This is a genomic window from Actinokineospora terrae, assembly GCF_900111175.1.
Taxonomy (GTDB): domain Bacteria; phylum Actinomycetota; class Actinomycetes; order Mycobacteriales; family Pseudonocardiaceae; genus Actinokineospora; species Actinokineospora terrae.
Genome location: NZ_FOGI01000003.1, coordinates 49446 through 66406 on the forward strand (window position 1 = coordinate 49446; position 16961 = coordinate 66406).

The following is a 16961-nucleotide window of genomic DNA, read 5'->3' on the forward strand; positions in this document are numbered from 1 at the left end:
CGCCCCCGCCACGGTCGTTTGCCGAACCGCACCCCTCTGAGTCGTTGGCCGACAAGCGCTCCTCGGAGTCGCTGGTGCCATCTGCTCGATGCGGTGGACTTGTTTTGCGTGGGGGAACACCAGTCGTAGCGTCGTCAACGCGGCAGGGCCTGCTTTTCGGCCCCTGCTTTGCGGTTCTGCCACGACTGGTGTCGGGGCCCCACGCAAAACAAGTCCACCGCATCGAGCCAGGCAAGAAAATCGCGCCAGGCCAATGCCGAAGGCCAAGCGCTAATCGTCGACGGCGCAGCCGAGACCGAGAGCCGCCCGCCCCCAACGCGAAAGCGGTGCCCCCCACCCAGGAGAGCACCGCCTCAGCATCACCCGATCAGGACCGCAACATCTCCGCGACCAAGAACGCCAACTCCAGCGACTGCTGCGTGTTCAACCGAGGATCACAAGCCGTCTCGTAGCGCCCCGACAGGTCGGCGTCCGAGATCTCCTGGGCCCCGCCCAAGCACTCGGTGACGTCCTCCCCCGTGAGCTCCACGTGGATCCCGCCCGGGTGCGTGCCCAGCCGCCGGTGGACCTCGAAGAAGCCCTGGACCTCGTCCACGATGCGGTCGAAGTGGCGGGTCTTGTAGCCGGTGGACGACTCGTGGGTGTTGCCGTGCATGGGGTCGCACTGCCAGATGACGCGGTGGCCGGAGGCCTCGACCTTCTCCACGATGGCGGGCAGGACCTCGCGGACCTTGCCGTTGCCCATCCGGCTGATGAGGGTCAGTCGGCCGGGTTCGTTGCGCGGGTCGAGGCGGTGGACGTACTCGACCGCCATCTCCGGGGTGGTGGTGGGGCCGATCTTGAGGCCGATCGGGTTGGAGAGCAGTTCGGCGAAGGCGATGTGCGCGCCGTCGAGTTGGCGGGTGCGCTCGCCGATCCAGAGGAAGTGGGCGGAGAGGTCGTAGAGCTTGGCCTCGGGGCCCGCGTTGTCCATCCGCAGCAGGGCGCGCTCGTAGTCGAGCAGCAGCGCCTCGTGGCTGGCGTACACCTCGACGCTGTGCAGGGACGAGTCCTCGACGCCGCAGGCCTGCATGAAGCGCAGGCCGCGGTCGATCTCGGTGGCCAGCGCCTCGTAGCGCTCACCGGCCGGTGAGGTGCGGACGAAGTCGCGGTTCCAGTCGTGGACCATGGTCAGGTCCGCCATGCCCGCGCCGGTCAGCGCGCGCAGCAGGTTCATCGCGGCGCCCGCGTTGGCGTAGGCGCGGATCATCCTGGACGGGTCGGGGACCCTGGCCTCCGGGGTGGCGACCAGGGAGTTGACGATGTCGCCGCGGTAGACCGGCAGGCCGAGGGCGTCGTTCTTGGCCGAGCGGGGCTTGGCGTACTGCCCGGCGATGCGGCCGACCTTGACCACCGGCAGGCTGGCGCCGTAGGTGAGCACGACGGCCATCTGCAGCAGCGTGCGGATGTTGCCGCGGATGTGCGGCTCGGTGTTGTCGGCGAAGGTCTCGGCGCAGTCGCCGCCCTGCAGCAGGAAGGCCCGGCCGTGGGCGACCTCGGCCAGCCGCTGGTGCAGCCGGTCGATCTCGGCGGGCACGGTGATCGGCGGGACGCTCTCGAGCAGCGTGCGCACCTGGCGCACCTGCTCGCCGTCTGGCCACTCCGGCTGCTGCGCCGCGGGCAGGGACAGGGCGTCGTCGAGTCGGGTGCGCAATGCGGGCGGCAGCGGTGGCAGTTCCGGGAGGGTGTCCACCGGCACGTCGACGGTCCAGTTCACCTCACCAGACTACGAGTTCGGTCGACCGGGTTGGGCGGCGGGACGAAATATTTCACCGGCCCTTCTCCCCGGCGGAAATGCGTAACACCCCGGCCCGGCCGAATTGCACCCCGGTCCGGCGCGGCGCAACCCCATCCGCCCCCTGGCGCCCGTCACCCCACGGTGGTGACGACCCGCGACCGCGACCAGCCAGAACGCCCGCGAGGCATGACACTCAGTGACCACCTCTGGCGTTCCCAAGATCATCCAGAAATCCGGTCAGGTGGTCTATTGGCTCACCCCGGCGCAGCAGGCCAATTGCGATCAAGGGGGCCAGCGCCAGGCACCAGCGTTCCAGGCGCGCGGAGGAGAGCGAGGTCACGGAAACCAGGTCCGCTAATCGCACGCGGACGTCCGATTGACCGAGAACGTAATCCACCGCGTCGAATTCGGCCTCGCCCAGTGTGCCCGCCGGGTCGATCGCCACCACGCCCCGCGGTCCGGCGTCGAGCAGGTTGTCGCGGTGCAGATCGCCGTGCAGCAGTACCGGGACACCTTGGGTGGCGACGAGTTCGTCGGTAAGAGCGCGGGCGCGGTGCAAGAGGTCTGCGGTCACCGGGCCGGTCGGGGTGAAGCGGGGGAAGAAGTTGGCCACGCCGGTCGCTAGATCCGCGCGGGCGTGCCTGGCCGGGTCGGGCACGGCGTGCAGGTTACGCAAGAGTGCGGCGAAGCGGTCCGGCTCCGGCCAGCGGGCGACGCCGTCGACGTGCTCCATCAGGACCGCGCCCTCGGCCTCGGCGTGGATCGTGGGCGCGGTCCGGCCGTACAGCCGCATCAGCCGCACCTGGGTACCCAGCACCTCGGCGTCCGGCGAGACCTTCAGCACCAGCGGCGTCCCGTCCCGGCTGACGCGCAGCGCCACCCCGGAGTTGCCGTCGGCGAACCGCTCGCCCAGCGTGAGACCCCAGTCGGCCGCCAGCCGGTCGAGCAGGCCGGGCAGGCCGGCGAGCCAGGGCAGCACGGAGTCGCCGTGGCGGCGGCGCATCCGCTGCTCGACGGTGCTCACAACGCGGGTCGCCGGTGCGCCCACGGCCGGACGCCCTCGAACTGCGCGGACAGCGACAGCAGCAGCTTCTCCGACCCGGGCGGCGCGATCAGCTGGACGCCGACCGGCAGGCCGCGGCCGTCGTGCCCGACCGGCAGCGCGGCGACCGGGTACCCGAGGACGTTCCAGGTCGGGAAGTACGGGATGCGGGCGGTGACCCCGAGCCAGGTGGTGATCAGGCTGCTGCTCCGGAAGAGCCCGACCTCCGGCGGTGTGCGGGTCCACGACGGCTGCAAGATCACGTCGTGGTGGGTGAGGAACCCGGCCATCCTGGCGTGCAGGTCGGCCTCGGCGGCCCTCGCCCAGCGCAGCACCCGGTCCGGCACGCGGCTGCCGACCGCGGCGATGTGCCTGGTCCGCGCCTCCAGCCACTGCGGGTGCGGCAGCCGGGCGACGTCCTCGGCGACGCCGCGCAGGTAGCGGATGACGAACTGGGGCGTCGGCCGCGCGCCCAGCGGCGGGTCGGCCTCGACGACGCGGTGGCCGAGGGAGCGCAGCGTGTCGGCCGCGTCGAGCACGGCGCGGCGCCAGGCGGGGGCGAGGCTGGGAACGCCGAGCGGGGTGCGCCACGACAGCGCGACCCGGGTGGGCTCGGGGACGGTGTCGACGGCGGCGCGGTAGCCGCGGGTGTCGGCGAGCGCGTCGAGCACCAGGCCGACGTCGGCGACCCTGCGGCCCATCGGCCCGATCGTGGACAGGCCCTGCCAGCCCTCGGCCGGGCGCGGTTCGGTGGAGACGAGGCCGCGGCTGGTCTTGAGGGCGAACACGCCGCACGCGGCGGCCGGGATGCGGATGGACCCGCCGCCGTCCGAACCGGTGGCGGCGCCGACGATGCCCGCGGCGATCGCGGCGGCCGAACCGCCGGAGGAGCCGCCGGGGGTGTGCGCCGGGTGCCACGGGTTGCGGGTGGCGCCCGCGGTCTTGGACTCGGTGAACGGCCACAGGCACCGTTCCGGCGTGCGGGTGTGACCGACGATCACGGCACCCGCCGCGCGCAACAGTGCGACGGCCGCACTGTCCTTTTCGGCCACCGGGAACTGGGGTCGCCCGCCCTGCGCGGTGAAGTCGCCCGCGACGTCGAGGTCGTCCTTGACCGCGACCGGCACGCCGAGCAATGGAAGCCGCTCACCAGCATCGATGCGGCGCTGGGCGGCCTTGGCCTCCTCCCGTGCGCACTCGGCATAGACGGTGCGGAAGATGTTGAGCGTCCCGGCAAGGTCGTCCGCCCGCCGCAACACCGACTCCAGCAGCTCGGGCGCGGTGGTCCAGCCGTCGCGCAACGCCCGTACCTGGGCGTCGGCCCCGGCCCAGAGCAGTTCGTCCATGGCCGCACCTTAGACGGGCGCGAGCGGAGTTTCAGCTCTTCAGTTCAGCGCGGCGACACCGGCGTTGAGCGCCGAGGCGAACAGGATCCAGGCCAGGTAGGGCACCAGCAGCCACGCGGCGAGCGGTCGGACCTGGCGAAACCGCACGATGGTGGCGACCACGGCGAGGTCGAGCAGCAGGATCACCGCGAACGCGGGCCACAGCCAGTGGAGCGCGAAGAACGCCGGGGTCCAGGCGAGGTTGAGCGCGAGCTGCACACCCCAGACGACCAGGGCGGCCCTGACCTGGCGCGGTTCGCGGTCGCGGCGGCGCCAGACCAGCCAGCCCGCGACGGCGATCAGGCCGTAGAGGACCGTCCACACCGGACCGAACAGCCAGTTCGGCGGGGTGAACCAGGGTTTGTCGGCGGTCGCGTACCAGCCGCGGACGTTGTCCAGCGTGGCGAGCGAGCCGAGCGCGGCGACCCCGTAGCTCAGCACGAGGAAGCCGACGAGGGCGAGCCAGTCCTTCGAACGGGTGACCATGGCACCAGTCCACCCCAGCTCGGGCGGCCTCACAACTCGAAACTAAGCCTGCTGAACATCTGTGCTGGTCAGCCGGCCGCCAGTACCGCCGCGCCGACCATGCCCGCCTCGTCCCCGCGTTGCGCGCGCACCACTCGCGCCACCGGCTGATGCCCGGCGCCGGTCATCACCTCGCGGTACCGGTCGACCGCCCTGTCCAGGAACAGGTCGGCCGACCCGACTGCTCAGCCAGCCCGACCAACCCACCGACCAACCCGCCTGCACAGCCCATCCGCGCAGCCCACCCGCCCGACCAACCCGCCCGGTCAGCCTGCCGCCAGTGCTGCCGCACCGACCATGCCCGCCTCGTCCCCGCGTTGCGCGCGCACCACTCGCGCCACCGGCCGATGCCCGGCGCCGGTCATCACCTCGCGGTACCGGTCGACCGCCCTGTCCAGGAACAGGTCGGCCGACCCGGAGACGCCGCCGCCGATGACCACCACTTCCGGGTCGTAGACGTCGGCGACCAGCGCGAGTCCGTCGCCGAGCCAGTGGGCCATCTCGTGCACGGCGGCCAGGGCGAGCGGGTCACCGGCGCGGGCGGCCCGCGCGACCTCGCGGCCGGTCGACTCGGCGGCGCCCATGTCCCGCGCGGTGGCGGCCAGGGCGGTGCCCGAGCAGTACCGCTCCCAGCACCCCCGCTTGCCGCACGGACACTCCCGGCCATCGGGGACCAGCCGCAGGTGGCCGAGTTCCGGGGCGACGCCGAACGCGCCCCGGTAGACCACGCCGTCGATCAGCAGGGCCGCGCCGATGCCGGTCCCGAGCGCGATGAGGAGACCGACCCGGGCGTCGCGCAGGCCGCCGAACCGGTGCTCGGCCACCGCGGCGGCGTTCGCGTCGTGCTCCAGGACGACCGGCAGCCCGATCCGCTCCGACAGCCGATCGGCCACCGCGATGCCCCGCCACGGCAGGTGCGGCGCGAACATGACGGTCCTGCGGTCGGACGCGACGAACCCGGCGACCGCGAGCCCCACGGCGGTCACCGCGTGCTCGGCCCGGAGTTCCTCGACCACCCGGCAGATCTCGTCGTCCACGTCTTTCCGGCTGGACCCGCGCGCCGTGGCCAACACCGTGCCCGCTTCGTCCACCGCTGCCGCGCGAACGCTGGTCCCGCCGACATCAACCCCGATCGTCGTCACCGTCTGCTCCCGCCCGACGAACCGGAATCCGCTGCACCCGCCCGCTGGTCGGCGGCTCCGGCCGGAACCCCGGCATGTGCGGCTCCCCCGGCTCCCACCGATCCGCCAACACGGCCCGCAACAACGCCACCACATCGGCCACCCGCTCAACCCCCTTGGCCGCCAACTCATTCGGCTCGCCCCGCACCAACGCGATCACCGCGCATACCGGACAAGCCTCACACGGCGAAGTGCTGCTCTCCCCCGCCACCCGATCCAGCCACGGCCCCACCCGCTCCGCCGCAAGGGAAAGGAGCAAGGCAATCTCCTCCGCCAACCGCGTCCCGGGCTCCTGCTCGCTCATCGGAGTACCAAGCCAGTGTGCAACGCGGTCATGGGTGCTCCGGGGCGAAGCGGACGAGGAGGCCGGTGGGGTCGGATTCGGCGACGGTGATGGTGTGGGGGTGGAGGAGGGCGGGGAGGGCTATCAGCCTGCGGACGCCGTCGATGGTGATGGCCAGGTCGTCGCCGATGCGGGCCAGGTCGAGGGTGGCGGTTTCCGGCAGGGGCAGGGTGAGGCGGAGGAGGTGGTCCGGGCCATCGGGGGTGATCGACAGCAGCGGTGGGCCGGGCGGGCGGATGGTGAGTGGGTCTTTGTCGCCGTAGAGGTGGGTGGCGAGGTCCAGCAGGGCGGTGGTGCCGACGGGTTCGTGGGCCAGGTGTTCCACCAGGTGCAGCGGGACCGAGCCCGTGTCCAGATCGGACAGCACAGCGTCCTGTTCGGACCGGCGCGCCCGCAGCCACGCCGCGGCGGGCCCCTGCCACCGGCGGGCGCGCGGCACGAGCCGGTTCGCGATCAGGGCGTCGACGTGGATGTCGCGCAGTGCGAGGGCGGCCAGGGTGCGACGGGTCTCGGCGGCCACCAGGCGTTCCGGGGTGAACACGAGCCGGACGCCGGTCGTGGCGGGGTCGGTGAGCAGGGACCGCAGGTCGGCCAGGTGCGCGGCGAGGTCCGCGGCCATGGCGGCGACAGCGCGCAGATCGGCGACCAGGCGGACGCGGGCGCGGTCCAGGTAGGCCGCGATGGCCTCGGGCAGGGCGAGCAGCCGCAGGGTTTCCGCGGTGGGTCCGCAGTCGACGACCACCACGTCCCACTCACCGGTGCGCGCGAGCCGTGCCACCTCGGTGAGGGCGAGCATCTCGTCGACTCCGGGGAGGACGGTCAGTTCCTCGGCGTCCAACGCGGCCAGTCCCAGCCCGGCGGCGAACCGGCCGAGGTGCTCGCGCAACGCGGGCCACGAGTGGTCGACCAGGGTCCTGGCGTCGATGTGCGCGGCGTGCAGCGCGGTGTCCACTGGGGAGGGTCGCGGCCCGAGCGGCACGGCCAGCGCGTCGGCGAGGGAATGCGCCGGGTCGGTGGAGACCACCAGCGTCCGCTGCCCGCGCCCGGCGAGCAGGGCGGCGGTGGCCGCGGCGAGGGTGGTCTTGCCGACCCCGCCCTTCCCGGTGAACAGCAGTACCCGCACTCAGCCCTGCTCGACGCGGCGCTTGAGCTCCTTGAGCGCGGTATCCATGATCATCTTCTCCGCCTTGCGCCGGAACAGGCCGATCATCGGGACCGCGAGCTGCACGGACAGGGTGTAGGTGACCGTGGTCCGCCCCCCGTCCGGGGTCAGCGCGTACCGCCCCTTCTGCGACCGCTGCATCTGCCCCTTCACCAGCGACCAGTCCACCACCAGCCCGTCAGCGGACCACTGGTAGGCCAACGTGTAGGTGTCCTTGAACGGCCCGGACTCCAACGTGAACGCGACCTGCTCGGCCCGCCCATCAGCGCCCGCGGCCACGACCTCGGCCGTGGTGAACGCCTTCGCCCACTCCGGGTACGCCGGAAAGTCCGCGATCACCGCCATAACCCTCTCCGGCGGCGCCTCGACAACAATCGACTGCGTGGACTCATCGGCCATGCCCGGCAGGCTACCCGGTACCCCACCCCGGCCCTACCCCAACGCACCGCAGCCCCACCCTTCCCCTCACCCCAACGAACACCCCCACCACCGGCGCCCTCCCCCCACTCCCCCAGGCTCAGCCCCACCGGCCCCTCAAGATCAACTCCGCCCCGGGGACCCTCCCTCCCGGGCCCGGGGCCCCATCTCTGAACCTATCGCCACCGCCGACTTGTCAATAGCCCTCGACAGGCGGCTGTGAATGGTTGAAGGGGATGTGGACAAGTGCCCGTGGCGAACACCAGCCAGGTAGACCCTCTGGTCAACGGATCCACTGGCCGACGCCCCCTGGAGCCATGGAACTCAAACAGGACAGCGCCCGCCTCCACCCAGCACGAACAATCGCCGACTCGAAGCCACCGGTTCCAAGCCGGCCAAGACTCCGCAACGTTGGCCCGCCACCCGGCCCTCACAGACGTTGGCCCCAACACGCCCCTAAACAGCATTGCCCCACACGCGCCCCTCTTAGGCGTTGGCCAACCACGCGCCCCTCTACGACGTTGGCCGACAAGCGCTCCTCGGATCCGCTGGTGCCAAGCCGGCTCGATGGGGCGGACTTGTTTTGTGCGGGGGAACGGCACCCGTAGCGTCGCCCACGCGGCAGGGCCTGCTTTTCGGCCCCTGCTTTGCGGTTCTGCCCGGGTGCCGTAGGGGCCCCACGCAAAACAAGTTCGCCCCATCGAGCAAAGCTCGAAACTCGCGCCCGGGCCAATGCCGCAGGCGAGGTCTACCCGTCGACGCCGCAGGCGAGCACGAGAGCCGCCAGTCCCTCAACTCAAGATCAAACCCGCCAAAGCAGCCCCTATACACAGAGAGCTATTCAGGGGATTCATCCGAGCCTTGCGTGATCCTTGACCATGGAGTCGGCGGCCCGCTTGAGAGAATTCGGTTACCACGCCAAAACTCTCACACAAACGGACCACCGACTTGTTTCATGCCACCGGCCTGCGCCAGGACCAGGTGACCCGCCTCTTCGCGCGGCAATTCACCAGAGACATTGCATGCCGATCTGCGATGGCCGCCGAGTCCAGGGTTGTTCACCTCGGCGGTGGCGCATCTGCGCAGGGACCGGATTCAGGTGGAGTTGGCTGAGATTCTCGGAGTGTCCCAATCGGCCGATCACCGCGATGAAACCGGTGCCGGCCAGGTCATTGGCTGAGTGCGTGCCCACCATCGACGAGTCGGATCCCCGGTCGACTTTGTACATACTCGGGCAAGCACCGCACGGTGTCAGACCCGTTACCGGGTAACCGACATGACACTCGTTGCCTGACCGACTCGGGTGCCCTCGACAGGGATGCGTCCCAGTGGATGGGCGACAAGGCCTATGCCGAAACGGGGGATCCTTAGCCCCAATCCGACTACCGGCGACCCCGAACACCTTCGCCGCCACCATCACAGCAGTGACCGGACTCTACTTTTATGCGCGCTCCGAATAACTCGTCGCCTACCAAGCAGCCTCGACAACCCAGCCGGAGCGAGCCACCACCCCGTGGACAACCTCACCACCGCAACACATAAGCCCGCCCAGTCCGCTGAAAGTGCCCCACATTGGCACACTCAGTCCACCCCACCCGCACCCGCGCCGCCAACGGCTGGTGCACATGCCCAAAAACCGCCCACCGAGGCCGATGCTCCACAATAGCCCGCAACAACGCCCCAGACCCGATCTCCGCCCGCCGTGCCAGCACGTCATAAGTCAGCTCAGGCACATCAGGCGGCGCATGGCTGCACAAAACATCAACGGCCCCCAGTGCCGCCACCCCCGCGTCAAAATCTGCGGTAGTACGCAAATAAGGCCGAAACACAGACCCCCGCCGAGGCACGACCCCCGGCGGTAACAACGCACCCCCCACAAACCCGAACCGCAGCCCCCCGATATCCACGCTCTCCCCATCGAGCACCCGCACCCCGTCCCCAACGAACTCAGGCCACAAAGCAGGCTGGTCGACATTGCCGGGCGTGGCAAACGTAGGCGCCGTCATGGCCGCGAAGAGTTCCTTGTACTGGCTGCGCACCGCCTCCTCGACAACCGCGGCGGCGTCGGTCAGGCCTTCCCAGAGGCTTCGGGCGTAGCCCGCGGCGGCGTCGTGTTTGCGTTCGCGGCGGAGTTGGGCGAAGACGGATACCCGGTCCGGGCCGAAGACGCGGCCCATGATGCCGCCGGAGTGGTCGTGGTAGTCGACGAAGTCGATGAGGTCGCCGAGGACGAGCAGGGCGTCGGCTCCCTCGCCCGCTCGCGCCAGCGCCTCGGCGTTGCCGTGCACATCGGACACCACATGGACCCGCACGGCGATCAGGTTACGCGGGGTCGGGGGCCACTCCGGGGGCCCGCCCTGCCTCCAGGGCCGACTTCAGGCCCAACGCCACCCGCTTGGCGGCGAGTTGGCGGCGGGTGCGCTCGGCGGCGAGGCGGCGCGGGGTGAGCGGGCCGGGGGTGTCGGCGCGCAGGAAGTAGTGCACGAGGGTGCCGTCGAGCACGGCCTCCAGCCAGACCTCCATGGTGCCCACCAGCGCCCCGCGCACGGTCCAGCGCAGCCCCTCCGCGCCCCGGTCGGCGTATACGTCCAGGCGCAGGTCGGGCCAGAACCGGGGCCACGCGGCGCGGTCGGCGAACACCGCGGCCACCGCGGGCGGCGGCACGGCGAGGAACGTCTCGTCCACCACGTCGACTTGCGGCACCAGCGCAGCATGCCACGGTGGTCGTGGCGGGCGACCCACCACCCGCTACGGTCCAGCGCGGCGAGCCAGGAGGTCGGTGTGCGGGAGTACGGGGTGCCGAGGACGGCCGCGGTGACCGACGCGGAGAACCTCACCGACATGGTCTGGTCGAACGCGGACCGCTTCCCGGACGCGGTCGCCGTGCGCAGGCGGCTGGACGGCGCCTGGGTCGACGTGACCGCGGCCGACTTCGCCGCGCACGTCCTCGCCGTCGCGAAAGGCCTGGTCGCGGCCGGTCTGGCGCCCGGTGACCGGGTCGCGCTGGTGTCGCGGACGCGCTACGAGTGGACGCTGCTCGACTTCGCGATCTGGGCGGCGGGCTGCGTGACCGTCCCGGTGTACGAGACGTCCTCGGTCGAGCAGGTGACGTGGATCCTCGCCGACTCCGGCGCCAGGGCGGTGGTCGTGGAGACGGCGGCGCACCGGGCGGTGGTCGAGGGGGTCGTCGACCGGCTGCCCGAGGTCGACTGGATCTGGCAGCTCGACGGCTCCGCGGTCGACGAGCTCACCGGTCTCGGCGCGGGCCTGGCCGACGACGCGGTGCGCGCGCCCCTGGCCGCGGACGTCGCCACCCTCGTCTACACCTCCGGCACCACCGGCCGCCCCAAGGGCGTGGTGCTGACCCACCGCAACCTGCTGGCCCAGGCCCGCGCCGACCTCGCCGCGTTCCCCACGCTGCTGCGGCCGGGCAACTCGATGCTGGTCTTCCTGCCGCTGGCGCACGTGTTCGCCCGCACGATCGCGCTGGCCTGCGTGCTCGGCCGCACGACGCTGGGGCACCTGCCGGACGTCAAGACCCTCACCGACGACCTGCGCTCGTTCCGGCCGACGTTCGTGGTCGCGGTGCCGCGGGTGTTCGAGAAGCTGCACGCCACGGCCAGGCAGCGCGCGGCGGCCAACGGGCTGGGGCAGGTGTTCGACGTGGCCGAGCGGGTCGCCGTCGAGTACAGCCGGGCCCCGGGGTCGCTGCTGCTGCTGGCCAAGCACGTCGTCGCCGACCGGCTGGTGCTCGCCAGGATCCGCGCGGCGCTCGGCGGCCGGTGCCGGGCGGCGATCTCCGGCGGGGCGCCGCTGGGCGAGCACCTGGCGCACTTCTTCCGCGGCGCCGGGATCCCGGTGTACGAGGGGTACGGGCTGACCGAGACGGCGGCCGCGATCTGCGTCAACACCGAGGCCGCGACCAGGGTCGGGACGGTCGGGCGGCCGGTCGCCGGTGCCACCGCGCGGGTGCTCGACGACGGCGAGGTCGTGCTGCGCGGGGACATGGTCTCGCCGGGGTACTGGAACAACCCGGCGGCCACCTCCGACGCGCTGGTCGACGGCTGGCTGCACACCGGCGACCTCGGGGCCATCGACGACGACGGGTTCCTGCGGATCACCGGCCGCAAGAAGGAGATCATCGTGACCGCGGGCGGCAAGAACGTCGCCCCCGGTGTGCTGGAGGACGCGGTCCGCCGCCACCCGCTGGTGAGCCAGTGCCTGGTGGTCGGCGACCGGCAGCCCTACATCGCCGCGCTGATCACCCTCGACCACGACGAGCTCAACGCCCGCGGCTGGAGCCGCCTGTCCACCGACGACCCCGGTCTGCGCGCGGAGGTCCGCAAGGCCGTGGACGCGGCGAACGCGCTGGTGTCGCGCGCCGAGGGCATCCGCCGGTTCGTCCTGCTCCGCGACGACTTCACCGAGTCCGCGGGCGAGGTGACCCCCAGCCTCAAACTGCGCCGCGAGGCCATCCTGAAGACCCGCGCGGCCGAGGTGACCACCCTCTACAGCTAGCCCGGGTGTGCAGCCGTCGTGATCACCCGTGCACGGGTGGTTCCGGCCGGGCGCGGCGGCGGCGAGGGTTGGGGGCGAGGAGGTCGGGATGGACGAGCATGACTTGGTCGGGCTGATCAGCGGTGAGCTGGGTGGTGGGTTCGCCGTCGACCCGGGGGCGTTGGCGCGGTACGGCAGGGAAGCCGACGCGGTGGCCGAGGGGGTGCGGCGCAGCGGGCGGGGGCTCGCCGAGGTCGACGGGACCGGGTTCGGGTGGATCGGGCGGGAGTCCGGGTTCGCCGACGCGGTGCGCGACTGCGCGGTCGACCTGCGGGACCGGGTGCGCGACGCGGCCGACGACGTGGAGCGGCTGGGGATCGCGGTCACCAGGGCGGGCGCCGAGCACCGGCGGCAGGACCGCGACAACGCGGCTCGGCTGGTGTAGCCAATGGACACACGACAGGTAGCGCGGCACTTCGCGGCCACGATCGTCGAGCACCGCAACCGGCTGGCGGGCAAGGCGGAGGACGCTTCCCGGGCGCAGCAAGCGTTTGCTTCCGTCCACACGGAACTGGCTGAGCACCGCGTGAAGCACCGGGACGACACGCACGCCCTGCTGGCGGACTGGGTCGGGCGGGACGCGGACGGCTTCTCGCGGCGTGCGGACCGTACTCGGTCGGCGTTGCGCGGGACTGGGGAGGCGGCGGGGAAGGCCGCTGGGATCACGGCGGGGGCCGCTGAGGCGTTGGTCTCGGGGCATGGGGCTGTGGTGCGGTTGCTCGACGAGTACACCGAGCGGGCGGTGCGGGTCCTCGACGCCGGGTTGGCCGTGGGGCAGCGGCCTGCGTTGATGCGCGCGGTGGGGGAGGTCGCGGACCTGGTGCGGCAGTACACGGGTGAGTCGGCGAAGCAGGTCGCGGAGACGAAGGTGGCGCTGGCGGACGCGGCGCATCGGTTGCGGGCGTTGCATGAACCGCGCGAGAAGCCCAAGCGTGCTGGTTCGGGCAGTGCCGGCGGGTCGGGTGGTTCTGGGGGCTCGCGGGGTTCTGAGGACACGCGCGGTTCTGGGGGCTCGGGTGGTGCTGGGGGTGCGCATCGAGTCACCCAGGTGGCCGCGAGTCAGCTCGGGTACCACGAAGGCCCTGGCAACACGAACAAGTACGGTCCGGCCGCCCCGTGGTGCTCGTCGTTCGCCACCTGGGTCTGGCGGCGCGCGGGCGTGAACATCCCACTGCTTCCCTTCACCGGCGCCGTTTTCACCTGGGGCAAGGAGAAGGGCCTGGCCTACCGCGACCTCAGCCGCGCGAGGCCCGGTGACGTGCTGCTGTTCGGCACCGGACCGCAGAACACGTCCACCAGCACCCACATCGGCATAGTCGAGAAAGTCAACGGCGACAAGGTGACCCTCATCGAGGGCAACGCGGGCGACTCAGTGGCCCGCCGCACGCATACCTTGTCCCACAGCACTTTCTACGGAGGCGTGCACCCGTCATGACCACCACGGCCACCGCCCGCGCCCACGGCGTGGAAGCCACCGTCCACCCCGGCGGCATCCTGTCCTCGTTGTCCATCACCACCTCCGCCCTCCGCCGCCCCGACCTGGCCACCCTGATTTTCACGGTCGTCGACCAGGCCACCGCCGAGGCCAACCACCGAATCCACCACCTCCTCAACGGCGTGGACCCAACCCTCCTGGGCCTCCCCGCCACCGAACCCCCCACCCCACAAACCTGGCGCGTCCAATGACCATTGCCCAACAACTCAACGCCATCACCGCGTCGGCCACCGGCCCCCACGGCATCGAGGTGACGGTCAACCTCGAAGGCAAACTCATCGCCCTGACCCTCGGCACCGCCCAACGCCATATGACCGCGACACAACTCGCCGCCGAGATCCACACCCTCACCAGAACCGCCGCCACCACGGCCCTATCCCAAGGAATGACGGTCCTGGCCCCTTACACCGACCTCCTGGACTGATCACTCTCCAGCAGACGTCTCCGCCGGGTCGCCCTTGTCGTCATGGCGGGTCAAGTCGGCATAGAGCACCAGGTGAACACCCAGGCCGATGACGGCCAAGGCCTCGACCACCGAGATCGACAGATAAGCCGCTGTCCACGGCCCCGAGACCCAGAACACGACCAGGGCCGCGGCCGGGGACAGGCAGAAGATGCCGAGGTCCACGGCCAGCTGCAGGACCTTGCGGGTACGGCGGCGGCGGTCACCGCGGTGGTAGGTCTCCCAGGCGAACACCGGGGTGCCCGGGGGCAGGTCGGCGGCCAGGCGGGGGGCGAGTTCGGTGCGGATGTACCGGCCCGCCGCGGAGATCTTCTCGTCGTTGACCAGGTAGGTCCAGCCGAGCAGTAGCGCGACGGGCGGCAGCAGGAGCACCAGGTTCGCCTGCCCACGCGCGCTCAAGGCGGCAGCGATCACCGCGGCCATTGATGCCAGAGTGGCGTAGACGAGGTTGTCGCGGAAACCGATCCGCGTTTTCTGCTCGTCTTTCAAGCGCTCGTACTCCAACGTCAACAGCTTCGCGACGGTGATGTCCCCCTCTGCCATACCTCACCCCTTTCCGGCCGACCCGTCCTCGGGCGGGATCGGCCACCGTGACGACGTGGGCACGGCGTCGCCAATGGTGGCGAAACCGGGCCTCCGAACCTGCGCGCGTGGTAGCGTAGATCACGTTCGTCGGGGGTGACGTGGAGCGGGCACGGGAGACGGATGAGCGAATCGCCGTACAGCGCGATGCGTGCCCGGCTCGCGGACCGGACCGTCAAGCACTACTTGCGGCCCACGTTCCGGCTCCACAATTCCGCGGACGACTCCGTGGAGCGCCTGCGCTTCGACGCGCTCCTCGACCAGCTGCCCTCGCACCTGACCAGGCACGAACCCAGCCCCAAGACCTGGCTGCTGACCGGCGGTGCGGGTAGCGGCAAGAGCACGGCCGTGCAGCAGTACGCGATCGCGCTCATGGACCGGCACACCCCGTGCGTCATCGTCGACAACCGCACGATCCGGCAGCTCGACGTGCACGGCCTGACCGTCAAGGAATTCGCCAAGCAATCGCGCCCGTCCGGAATCGACGAGAAGCTGTGGAAAGCGCACGTCAAGAAGAACCGGGTCGTGTTCCTGGTGGACGCCTTGAACGAACTGGAACGCGAGTTCGACGGCACCCCGGAATGGAAGTTCACCTGGCAACTGGTGGCGGGTTCGCACGACTTCACCGTGCTGGCGACCTCCCGCCGCGGCGCCGACGACCTGGACCGGACCGTGCTGCGCGATGTCGAGACGGTGGCGATCGAGCCGCTCGCCGAGCAGGACATCGAGACCTACCTGGGGATGCGCGACGCCGCGGCGACCGAGGCGCTGGACGAGATCCGGTCGGGCGACATGCTGGGTGTCGCCTCCAACCCGTTCATGCTGTCGCTGCTGACCGACTGGCTGCTCGGCACCCGGTCGGTCAAGGACCGCGAGATCCCGCGCAGCCGCGCGGACCTGCTGCGGGAGACGGTGATCCGGCCCTACGGCGACGGCCGGTTCGGCAAGGTGGAGAAGGACGCGGCGGAGCGCGGACTGGGCATGGAGGCGGCACTCTGCGCGGCGGCGCTGGCCGCCATCACCACGGGCAAGGGAAACGCGGACTTCCTGGCCAGGGACGTGTCGGCGCTGCTCACCCGGGTGTGGGACAACCCGGACGACGCCACCCACGCCGTCGCGGCATTCCTCGACACCCAGATGGTCGAACTCGTCGGCGACCCGGCGGAGGGCCAGTACACCCTCATCCACCCGGCCTTCGTGGACTTCGGCCTGGCCCTCGCCTGGCAGAAGACCAGCCCACCACCGGTCGTCCTCGACCCCACCTACCTCGACCAGTGCCTCGGCGACTGGATCGGCCTGCAACCCGATCCGGACAGCGCCGTCCTGACCCTGCTCGAACCGGCGGCCAAGCCACTGGCGCCCGAACTGATGGTCGACATCCTCTTGGCCAACCGAGGCGTACTCGGCGAGCAGGTCCGCGGCCTCCTGTGGCGACAGCTCGGCGCTTGCTTCAGCATGGGACGCCAGACACGCGATCGCTTGGCCACGGCGCTTGCCGGTCTGCCGCCCAGCGGGCTGCGCGACGGGCTGCAGCGTGGCCTGCTTCGCGACGAAGAGGCCAAGGACTCGCAGTTCGCGGACGACATCCGCGCCGCACTGTGGACCGGGTCTTTGGACGCCCAGTCGCTCCAGCAACTGCGCAGGACCCGCTATCGGAACAAAAGAGAACAGACGCCACGGAGGCAGGACCGCGATGAGGCCTTGGCCGCACTGCGGAGGGCATGGCTGAGAGAGCGGAAGAATCCGCTGGCGCGTCGTCAGAGCGCGAACTGGCTGGGGACCCACGGCGGGGAACCCGATATCGACGATCTGCGGACAGCGATGCTGACCGACCAGGATGCACCGGTCCGAGGTGCCTGCGCTAGCGCACTCGGGCGAATCGGCGCGGTACAGGCCATCCCAGCGCTCCTGAAGGCCGCCGAAACCGATGCCGCCCCAGACGTCCGGGGCTCAGCCGCCAACGCACTCGGCCTCATCGGCGACACACTCGCCATACCCGCACTCACCACAGCCCTCACACAAGACACCGAGA

17 protein-coding genes are annotated in these 16961 nt (G+C 71.0%); 6 read left to right on the forward strand and 11 right to left on the reverse strand.

Annotation, left to right across the window (positions count from 1 at the left end; all coding sequences use genetic code 11):
• Nucleotides 1–367 precede the first annotated feature (367 nt).
• From BMY07_RS06285 to BMY07_RS06330, 10 genes are all read right to left on the reverse strand, one after another.
• Nucleotides 368–1756 (reverse strand): class II 3-deoxy-7-phosphoheptulonate synthase, encoded by a 1389-nt coding sequence (locus tag BMY07_RS06285; RefSeq protein ID WP_092775526.1) that lies wholly within the window; start codon nt 1754–1756, stop codon nt 368–370.
• A gap of 214 nt (nt 1757–1970) precedes the next feature.
• On the reverse strand, nt 1971–2801 hold the full coding sequence (locus BMY07_RS06290) for an aminoglycoside phosphotransferase family protein (protein ID WP_143073383.1): 831 nt from the start codon (nt 2799–2801) through the stop codon (nt 1971–1973).
• Nucleotides 2798–4165, reverse strand: a complete 1368-nt coding sequence (locus tag BMY07_RS06295) for an amidase family protein (protein WP_092775528.1) — start codon at nt 4163–4165, stop codon at nt 2798–2800. Before BMY07_RS06295 ends, BMY07_RS06290 begins: the two co-directional genes overlap by 4 nt.
• Nucleotides 4166–4204: 39 nt before the next feature.
• Entirely contained in the window at nt 4205–4690 is a 486-nt protein-coding gene (locus tag BMY07_RS06300; RefSeq protein WP_092775529.1) for a TspO/MBR family protein, read from the reverse strand.
• Between the two features lie 305 nt (nt 4691–4995).
• Complete coding sequence (locus tag BMY07_RS06305; protein WP_092775530.1) at nt 4996–5871, reverse strand: ROK family protein; 876 nt, start codon at nt 5869–5871, stop codon at nt 4996–4998.
• Nucleotides 5852–6214 (reverse strand): hypothetical protein, encoded by a 363-nt coding sequence (locus BMY07_RS06310; RefSeq protein ID WP_092775531.1) that lies wholly within the window; start codon nt 6212–6214, stop codon nt 5852–5854. The genes BMY07_RS06305 and BMY07_RS06310 overlap by 20 nt, the downstream gene beginning before the upstream one ends.
• A gap of 28 nt (nt 6215–6242) precedes the next feature.
• A complete protein-coding gene (locus BMY07_RS06315) occupies nt 6243–7376 on the reverse strand; it encodes an ArsA family ATPase (RefSeq protein ID WP_092775532.1) in 1134 nt (377 codons plus the stop codon).
• On the reverse strand, nt 7377–7814 hold the full coding sequence (locus tag BMY07_RS06320) for an SRPBCC family protein (protein WP_092775533.1): 438 nt from the start codon (nt 7812–7814) through the stop codon (nt 7377–7379). It abuts the gene before it with no gap.
• Between the two features lie 1541 nt (nt 7815–9355).
• The gene (locus BMY07_RS06325) at nt 9356–10144 is read right to left on the reverse strand and encodes a metallophosphoesterase family protein (RefSeq protein WP_092775534.1); all 789 of its coding nucleotides are present in this window, start codon (nt 10142–10144) and stop codon (nt 9356–9358) included.
• A gap of 10 nt (nt 10145–10154) precedes the next feature.
• Complete coding sequence (locus BMY07_RS06330; RefSeq protein WP_092775535.1) at nt 10155–10535, reverse strand: polyketide cyclase / dehydrase and lipid transport; 381 nt, start codon at nt 10533–10535, stop codon at nt 10155–10157.
• 78 nt (nt 10536–10613) lie between these two features.
• Here BMY07_RS06330 and BMY07_RS06335 point away from each other — a divergent pair, with 78 nt between their 5' ends.
• The 5 genes from BMY07_RS06335 (at nt 10614) to BMY07_RS06355 (ending at nt 14308) form a co-directional block, all read left to right on the forward strand.
• Complete coding sequence (locus BMY07_RS06335; protein WP_218150615.1) at nt 10614–12350, forward strand: AMP-dependent synthetase/ligase; 1737 nt, start codon at nt 10614–10616, stop codon at nt 12348–12350.
• Nucleotides 12351–12438: 88 nt separating this feature from the next.
• Complete coding sequence (locus tag BMY07_RS06340) at nt 12439–12774, forward strand: hypothetical protein (RefSeq protein WP_092775537.1); 336 nt, start codon at nt 12439–12441, stop codon at nt 12772–12774.
• Nucleotides 12775–12777: 3 nt separating this feature from the next.
• Nucleotides 12778–13824: a C40 family peptidase gene (locus BMY07_RS06345; protein WP_092775538.1), complete on the forward strand. Its 1047-nt coding sequence runs from the start codon at nt 12778–12780 to the stop codon at nt 13822–13824.
• Nucleotides 13821–14075, forward strand: coding sequence for a hypothetical protein (locus tag BMY07_RS06350; RefSeq protein WP_092775539.1), 255 nt, complete (start codon nt 13821–13823; stop codon nt 14073–14075). Before BMY07_RS06345 ends, BMY07_RS06350 begins: the two co-directional genes overlap by 4 nt.
• Nucleotides 14072–14308: a hypothetical protein gene (locus BMY07_RS06355; protein WP_092775540.1), complete on the forward strand. Its 237-nt coding sequence runs from the start codon at nt 14072–14074 to the stop codon at nt 14306–14308. Before BMY07_RS06350 ends, BMY07_RS06355 begins: the two co-directional genes overlap by 4 nt.
• Here BMY07_RS06355 and BMY07_RS06360 read toward each other — a convergent pair whose 3' ends face one another.
• Nucleotides 14309–14890: a hypothetical protein gene (locus BMY07_RS06360; protein WP_092775541.1), complete on the reverse strand. Its 582-nt coding sequence runs from the start codon at nt 14888–14890 to the stop codon at nt 14309–14311. It lies immediately after the preceding gene.
• 162 nt (nt 14891–15052) lie between these two features.
• On the opposite strand from BMY07_RS06360, the gene BMY07_RS34170 reads away from it, so the two are divergent.
• Nucleotides 15053–16961 (forward strand): NACHT domain-containing protein (locus BMY07_RS34170; protein ID WP_177215473.1); only part of this gene is annotated, 1909 nt, incomplete at its 3' end.